This window comes from Collinsella aerofaciens (genome assembly GCF_009876115.1).
In the GTDB taxonomy this organism is placed as follows: domain Bacteria; phylum Actinomycetota; class Coriobacteriia; order Coriobacteriales; family Coriobacteriaceae; genus Collinsella; species Collinsella aerofaciens_N.
Map to the genome: position 1 here is coordinate 1 of NZ_WWSY01000028.1, position 7,970 is coordinate 7,970.

The 7,970-nt window shown below is 61.6% G+C and carries 6 protein-coding genes; 5 read left to right on the forward strand and 1 reads right to left on the reverse strand.

From position 1 onward, the window contains the following. The first annotated feature begins 240 nt into the window (after positions 1-240). The 3 genes from GT571_RS09855 to GT571_RS09865 all read left to right on the forward strand — a co-directional run bounded on the left by GT571_RS09855 (position 241) and on the right by GT571_RS09865 (position 4,094). Positions 241-2,223, forward strand: a complete 1,983-nt coding sequence (locus tag GT571_RS09855) for a RecQ family ATP-dependent DNA helicase (RefSeq protein ID WP_161156967.1) — start codon at positions 241-243, stop codon at positions 2,221-2,223. 2 nt (positions 2,224-2,225) lie between these two features. Beyond that, positions 2,226-2,981: a GntR family transcriptional regulator gene (locus GT571_RS09860; RefSeq protein WP_161156969.1), complete on the forward strand. Its 756-nt coding sequence runs from the start codon at positions 2,226-2,228 to the stop codon at positions 2,979-2,981. A 144-nt stretch (positions 2,982-3,125) separates the two neighbouring features. Further along, positions 3,126-4,094 (forward strand): SIS domain-containing protein, encoded by a 969-nt coding sequence (locus GT571_RS09865; protein ID WP_161156971.1) that lies wholly within the window; start codon positions 3,126-3,128, stop codon positions 4,092-4,094. Positions 4,095-4,226: 132 nt separating this feature from the next. Here the strand turns inward: GT571_RS09865 and GT571_RS09870 are convergent, their stop codons facing one another. Continuing rightward, the gene (locus GT571_RS09870; protein ID WP_161156973.1) at positions 4,227-5,204 is read right to left on the reverse strand and encodes an L-lactate dehydrogenase; all 978 of its coding nucleotides are present in this window, start codon (positions 5,202-5,204) and stop codon (positions 4,227-4,229) included. 210 nt (positions 5,205-5,414) lie between these two features. On the opposite strand from GT571_RS09870, the gene metA reads away from it, so the two are divergent. After that, positions 5,415-6,341 carry a homoserine O-acetyltransferase MetA gene (gene metA / locus GT571_RS09875; RefSeq protein WP_161156975.1) on the forward strand — a complete coding sequence of 309 codons (927 nt, stop codon included), beginning with the start codon at positions 5,415-5,417 and terminating at the stop codon, positions 6,339-6,341. A gap of 515 nt (positions 6,342-6,856) precedes the next feature. Next, positions 6,857-7,759, forward strand: a complete 903-nt coding sequence (locus GT571_RS09880) for a hypothetical protein (RefSeq protein WP_118328419.1) — start codon at positions 6,857-6,859, stop codon at positions 7,757-7,759. Positions 7,760-7,970 lie beyond the last annotated feature (211 nt).

The window sequence follows — 7,970 nt, forward strand, 5'->3', positions numbered from 1 at the left end:
GTCGCAGCCCCGACCCGCGGTCACGAGCGGGGGCTCCTGTCTTTTTAGTGCCCTCGGATTGGGTCATAGTGTCTGTCGTTGCCAAGACATCGGTCAGTCATTGGAGACGTTCTTAAACGACTGGTCATTCAAGAACGTCCCCAATGACTGACCGCAGAATGAACGTTGCTGACAGCCGTGCGGCACCGGTCCGCGTGGCGGCGTATAATCGGCGGCAGATGACTTGAACGTTAGGAAACCATGACCGATAGCATGCAGCAGATGGCGCTCGACACGCTCGGCGCCTATTTTGGCTACACCTCGTTTCGCCCGGGACAGGACCGCATGGTCGATGCGATCCTTGCCGGTCGTGATGCGCTGGGTGTTATGCCCACGGGCGCCGGCAAGTCCATTTGCTACCAGGTGCCCGCGCTCATGCTGCCCGGCATCACCTTTGTGGTGAGTCCGCTGCTGTCGCTTATGGAGGACCAGACCCGTGCGTTGCTCGCGGCGGGTGCGCGACCCAGCTATCTCAACTCCAGCCTTACTCCGGCCCAGCAAAATACCGTGCTCAAACGGGCACGCGAGGGCCGCTACCAGCTTATGTACGTGGCGCCCGAGCGCCTGCTCGAGCCGCGCTTTTTAGCCTTTGCGCAGGAGGCTGCGGCGGACGGCGGCATTGGCGTGCCGCTCGTGGCCATTGATGAGGCCCACTGCGTGAGCCAATGGGGCCAGGATTTCCGCCCCGCCTATCTGCAGATTCGTGAGTTCATCGATTCCCTGCCGCAGCGCCCCATCGTTGCGGCCTTTACCGCTACGGCGACCGAGCGCGTGCGTGCGGACATTCAGCAGATGCTCGGCCTGCAAAACCCCGCGACGGTGGTGACGGGCTTCGATCGCAAGAACCTCTACTTTGGTTGTGAGGAGATGGGCGACAAGGCCAAGACTGCCTGGGTGCGCGACTACGTGATTGCGCATTCGGGCGAGAGCGGCATCGTGTATTGCTCGACTCGCAAGACGGTCGATGCGCTGGCGGGCGAGCTTGCCGAGGCGCTGGGACCCAGCGGCATTCGCGTGGGCCGTTACCATGCCGGCATGGGCAACGACGCCCGCCGCCAGAGCCAGCGTGCCTTTATCGACGACGACATTCAGGTGATGGTTGCCACCAACGCCTTTGGCATGGGCATTGACAAGCCCAACGTGCGCTACGTGATCCACAACAACGTGCCCGAGAGCATCGAGGCCTACTACCAAGAGGCGGGCCGCGCTGGCCGCGATGGCGATCCGGCCAGCTGTCACTTGCTGTGGAACGGTAACGATTTTCGCATGCGCCGCTTTTTGATCGACCGCGGCGATGCGGCCGACGAGGCGCTCGACGACGAGCAGCGCGCGTGGGCGCTCCAGAACCGTTACCGCTTGCTCAGCCAGATGGAGGGCTACTGCAATACCACTGGCTGTCTGCGCGAATACATGCTGCGCTACTTTGGCGACGAGGCGGCGGCCGAGCATGCGGCTGCGGCCGGTGCGGGCAGCGCCGCCACGGACGACGTCGAGGGCTGCGGCAACTGCAGCAACTGCCTCACGAAGTTCGAGGTCGAGGACGTCACCGATATGGCTCGCGCCGCCGTGCGCTATGTGGCCACGCGTCCCATGCGCTTTGGCAAGTCGCTGGTCGCCGACGTGCTCCACGGCGGCAACACCGAGCGCATTCGCCAGATGCATCTGGACGAGGACTGCGGCTACGGTGAGCTGTCGAGCGAATCGGTCGGGCGCATCAAGGACATCATCGGCCAGCTGTGCGGCCGCGGTTATTTGGCCACCTCGCAGGGACAGTACCCGGTCGTGGGGCTGGGTCCGCGTGCCGGTGAGGTCGAGGACGAGACGTTTGCCTTTACCGTTAAGCGTCGCGCGTCCAAGCGCAAGGCCTCGGCCCGCGCCCGCCGTGCGGTGGATCTGCTGCGCGAGGAGGCCGGGCTGGATCAGCGCCCGCGCGTGGGCGACGATGCCGAGCTGTTCGAGCGCCTGCGTGCCCTCCGCAAGGAGATCTCGACCGAGCTGGAGATGGCGCCGTATATGGTCTTTTCCGACAAGGCCCTGCGTGGTCTGTGCCGCCTGCGTCCACAGACGCGCGACGAGCTTATCCAGGTCAACGGCATTGGCGAGAAAAAGGCCGACGCCTTTGGCGAGCAGTTTATGGCGGCGATTGAAGAGTTTGAGTCCGAGCATGCACGGGATGGAGCGTAACGATGGCATTCGACGATAAAACCGAGCGCACTGAGGTATCCGCCGTTCCTCTGTACCAGCAGGTTATGGACGACCTAAAGGGCGAGATCGCGCGTGGCGTGTACGCATCCGGCTCGCGCATTCCTTCCGAGATGGAGCTCGCGAAGTACTACGGCGTGGGACGCATCACCGTGCGCCGCGCCATCGAGGAGCTGTCGCGCGCGGGGTATCTCAACCGCCAGCAGGGGAGGGGCACGTTCGTGTGCGCGCCCAAGCTCAAGCGCAAGATTGTCCAGAAGGGTGACGTTCAGAGCTTTTCCGAGGGTTGCGCTGCCAACGACATGGTGGCCGGAGCACGCCTGGTGTCGCGCACGGTGGTTGCGGCGACGCGCGAGGACGCGGCGTTTTTTGGGGTGGAACCCGGCTGCGAGCTTATCGTGGTCGAGCGTGTGCGCACGGCAGACGGCGTGCCCGTCATGCTCGAGAACAACGCCTTTGTGCTGGCCGACCATCCCTACCTGCAGACGCTGACCGACGAGGCCCTCACCGATAACTCGATCTTTGCGCTCGTTGCCGAGCATTCGGGTCGCGCGCCGCTCAAGTCCGACCCCTGCACCGTGGAGATTGCGCTTGCCGATACTCAGACGGCCCCGCTGCTGGAGGTGCCGGTCGGCGAGCCGCTCTTCTATATGGAGGCGTACTTTACCGATGCGGACGAGCGGCCCTTGCTGCTCGGCCGCCAAAAGATCGTGGGCTCGCGCTACGTCTTTGACATCTAACGTCCACAGATAGAACAACATAGAACAAATTTGCTGAGATGGCTTCACGGGCGTTGTTACACGTGCTATAAATAGGACAACATAGAACGACAGCAGGTACGAGCTGTCGTCGTTCAAAGCCGCCCCACAAGGAGGAGCATCAGCATGAACGCACATGATCTGGTTCAGGAAATCATCGAGCGCAAGGGCAAGATCGAGAACGTCTTTTGGATCGCCTGTGGCGGTTCGATGATCGATCTCATGCCGGCCAACGAGCTGCTCAAGCGCGAGGCCACCACGTTTACCTCGACGGTCTACACGGCACGCGAGTTTTGCCTGATGGCTCCCAAGAGTCTTGGCGAGAAGTCGCTCGTCATCGCCTGCAGCCACAGCGGCAACACGCAGGAGGTCGTCGACGGCTGCGAGGTGGCGCTGGCCGCCGGTGCCGAGGTCATTGCCCTTACCGACTGCGAGGGCTCAAAGATCGACAACGGCAAGTGGACTACCTGGGTCTATCCGTGGGGTGAGGGTGTGTCGCAGGCTGAGGTGCCGCAGGGCATCGGCGCTCTGATCGCCGCCGAGTTGCTCGACCAGCAGGAAGGCTACGAGGCACTCGCCGACATGTATGAGGGCCTCAAGCAGATGGATGCGCTGCTGCCCGCCGCCCGTGAGAAGGTCAACGCCGAGCTGGGCGCCCGCTTTGCCGAGCTCTGCCAGCAGCACAAGTTCTTCTATATTCTGGGCTCCGGCCCCAACTTTAGCCAGACCTATGCCATGGCGATCTGCTCGCTCATGGAGATGCAGTGGCAGCACTGCTGCTACATCCACTCCGGCGAGTACTTCCACGGCCCGTTCGAAGCCACCGAGCCCGGCGTGTTCTACTTTGTGCAGCTCGGATCGGGCGAGTGCCGCCCCATGGAGGAGCGCGCTCTTGCGTTCCTCAACACGCACACCGATACAGTCATGGTGCTCGATGCGCTCGAGTACGGCGTGGGTGAAGTGCCTGCCAGCGTGCGTTCGTTCCTGGAGCCGATCTTCTTCTACAACATGAGCTGCGAGCTGCGCGCCGCCCGCGGCAAGGTGTTCGATCACAGCCCCGAGATTCGTCGCTACATGGGCATCGAGCAGTACTAGGTAACGGGAAAAGTATTTACCTTCGATTCGCAAGCGTGTCGTGTGAGTCAAAAAGCGGGCCGTGCCAGGGATTTCCGGCACGGCCCGCTTTGCATGGCGTCCGTATGAGCGAGGTGTCGCGGCAACCGACGCTTACTTGGCGTCGTAGGCCTCGGCGTCCCACCAGTCGAGCTGGGCGATGTTGTCGCGGATGTGCTGGCAGCTCTTATGGAAGCCCTCGAGCTCGTACTCGGACAGGTCGAGCGTGTAGACCTCCTCGACGCCCTCGGCGCCGATCACGCACGGCAGGGAGGTAAAGATGCCCTCCTCGCCATACTGGCCGGTCATGAGCGTGGAAGCGGAAAGCGCGGCGTGCTCGTTGTGCAGCACGGCGGCGCAGACGCGCGCGGCGGAGTTGGCGACGGCGTACTCGGTGCATTGTTTGCCCTGGTAGGTCACATAGCCGCCCTTGCGCGCGAGCTCCTCGACCTCCATGTGGTCGAAGGCGTACTTGTCGGGGTTCTCGGCCTGGAGCTCGTTGAGGCTCTTGCCGGCGATGGTTGCGGCCTTAAAGGCGGCAAGCTGGCTAAAGCCGTGCTCGCCGATCATGTAGGCGTCGATGGACTTGGGGCTCACGCCGACCTTCTTGGAGATCTCGGTGCGCAGGCGGGCGGAGTCCAGGCCGCAGCCCGAGCCGATGACCTTCTTGGGATCGTAGCCGGTCAGGTGCCACAGCTCGGTGCACACGACGTCGCAGGGGTTGGAGATGCTCACGAAGATGCCATCAAAGCCGGCGTCGACGATGCGCTTGGCAAAGGTGCGGGCGGCGTCGGTGGTAAAGAACAGCTCGCCGTCGCGGTTGCCGGCGGCCAGCGCGACCTTGCCGGCGGCGTTGACGATGACGTCGCAGCAGGCCAGCTCCTCGTAGTGGTCGTAGCAGTTGACGATCTTGGTATTGTACGGGACAAACGAAAGGGAGTCGCGCAGGTCCTGGACCTCGGACGTCACCTTGGCCTCGTTGATATCGCACAGGTACAGCTCATCGGCAATGCCCTGCATGAGTAGGCTGTTGGCGACATGTGCTCCTACGTGGCCCTGGCCGACCACACCGATCTTACGCGTCTGGTACATATATGTATCCTTTCGGCCGAGTTTTTCGCGTCGAACCATTGTAGCGTTCTGCTGCTACTTTGCTAGGCTAAAGTGCCGTAGATTTTGGGACATGCCGTAATCTCTACTTTTGGAGTGATTTGGGCCGCTGACGGCATCGCTGGGCGATGTGCTCGCGCGGACGGGGCCGCTCGTTGTACCATAGCTGCAACTGACTCGTAAGGAGCATCCATGCCCATTCGCATTCCCGACGCCCTCCCTGCCGCCGCGCAGCTCGAGAGCGAGAACATCTTTGTCATGACCGAGTACCGCGCGCTGCACCAGGACATCCGTCCGCTGCGCGTGCTCATCCTCAACCTCATGCCCACCAAGATCGCCACCGAGACGCAGATCATGCGCAAGCTCTCCAACACGCCGTTGCAGGTGGAGGTAGACCTGCTGCGCACCAAGACGCACGAGGCCACGCACGTGAGTGCCGGCCACCTGGAGACGTTCTACCGCACGTTCGACGACATCCGCGACATCCACTACGACGGCCTGATCATCACGGGCGCGCCGGTGGAACAGATGCCGTTCGAGGAGGTCGACTACTGGCCCGAGCTCTGCCAGATCATGGATTGGTCCACCACACACGTACACTCTACGCTGCACATTTGTTGGGGCGCGCAGGCCGGCCTGTACCACCACTACGGTATCCAGAAGCACGACCTGCCGGCAAAGGCGAGCGGCGTGTTCGAGCATTATCTGGTGAAGCCGCAAAGCCCGCTGGTTCGCGGCTTTGACGACCGTTTCTATGCCGTGCATTCGCGCAACACCGATGTGCGCCGCGAGGACGTGGAGGCCGAGCCGCAGCTTGAGGTCGTGGCCGTGTCCGACGAGGTGGGCCTGTATATTGTCAAGTCGACCGACAGCCGTCGCTTCTTTGTCTTTGGCCATCCCGAGTACGATACCGACACACTGCGCCTGGAGTACGAGCGCGACGTGAAGCGTGGCCTCAACCCTCAGGTGCCGGCGCATTACTTCCCGGGCGACGACCCCTCCGCCGAGCCGCGCAACGTCTGGCGCAGCCAGGCTCAGCTGTTCTACACCAACTGGCTCAACTACTACGTCTACCAGACCACGCCCTACGACCTGGCCCGCGCCGGCGAGGAGCACTAGGTCGCGGCCGTGGCCGTGACTGCCGCCGTGGCCGCCGCGTGACGAGCGTGGAAATCCGGACACACGAGCGTGGATAATCGGACGTTTGCAACGTGAGCGTGGATAATCTCCCGTTTTTGGCTCACAAGGGGTCTCAAAGCGGGAGATTTTCCACGCTCATTTTTTCTGCAGCTGCCGTACCGTCGGCATCATCACACGTTGAGTACATGCGGACTACATCGCAAACTAGGTAGTTTCGAGCCACAGCATATTTTCTTTCAATGAAGTCGGTGGCTTTTGAGGCTCAAAATGTGGAGACAGGGACCTCTCGACAACCGTTCTACCTGCAGATATAAGCCATTGGCCTAAAACATCCAAAACCGTCAGGCATTTGGTCAGCATCTGGACAGCATTTGGTCAGACTTCGCATGAAACCGTCTGGTACGTTTGCGCCGTTCCAAGAGTTTGGGGGCGACATGGCAAACATGACGGCGAATCAAAGACTCACAAGTCACATTGAAGCATGCGAGCAGCAGATGAGCTGCGTGTACGCGCGCACGACGGCGGAGGCAAAGCAGATTGAACGGCGGGTGGCGGCGGGAAGTCTCAAGGTGGTCATGCCGGGACTGTATGCGCGTCCGGAATACTGGTCCGAGCTCAAGTTTCGGCAGCGTTATCTGCATCGGGTGCGGGCGCTTGCGCAAAAGCACCCCGACTGGACGTTTTGCTCCTATACGGCGGCCGTTGTCTATGGCCTTTCGGTTTCGCATGCCAATTTGACGCACATCCATATCGCCGCGATGCCGGCGCAATCGACGACGCCAGGCTCTCAAGTCGTTCGCCATCGGTATGCTTATCGGACACGGGCCAGCGAGATGGATATTGCCGTGACCGATATCGATCAAACGATTGCGGATTGCCTGGTCGATGCATCGTTTGTCGAAGGGCTGATCATTGCGGACTCGGCGCTCCATGAGCAGCTTTTGTCGAAGGAGCATCTTGTTGAGACGGTCGACAGGCTTGGCTTGAATCGTCGCGGTGTTGTGACGGCGCGCAGGGTCGCGCGGTGTGCCGACGGCTTGTCGGAAAACGGCGGCGAGTCCAAGGCGCGTGCGCTGATGATCGAGCGCGGCTGGCAGGTTCCGGAGCTGCAAGTTGAGCTGTTCGATCCGGTTGAGCCGGGAAGGCCGTATCGCGTTGACTATTTGTGGCGCGTGGGTGACCGGTTGATTATTGGGGAGTTCGACGGATTCGTTAAAAGCGAGAAGGCGGCGGAGGAGGGCAAGCTCGCAAAGGCGCAATTTGACGAGCGCCAGCGCGAGTCGAGGCTTTCGATGCTCGATAACTGCAAGATTGTGCGCTTGTGCTGGGATGACCTAAGGGATCCGACAAAGCTCGATCGCAAGCTCAAGGTTGCCGGCGTGCCGCGTGCCTGCTGAGACGGTTACAGGGTGTTAGGCTGCACGAGCGTGGAAATCCGGACGGATGAGCGTGGGAATTTAGACGTGATTTGGTTGAGCGTGGATTTTCGGACACACGAGTGTGGATTATCGGACGTTTGAATAATGAGCGTGGTAGCGCGCAGAGATGTGGTGTAAGAGGCGGGGCATGCCCCGCCTCTTCTCTTTCTTGAAAGGGAGGGGACACCGC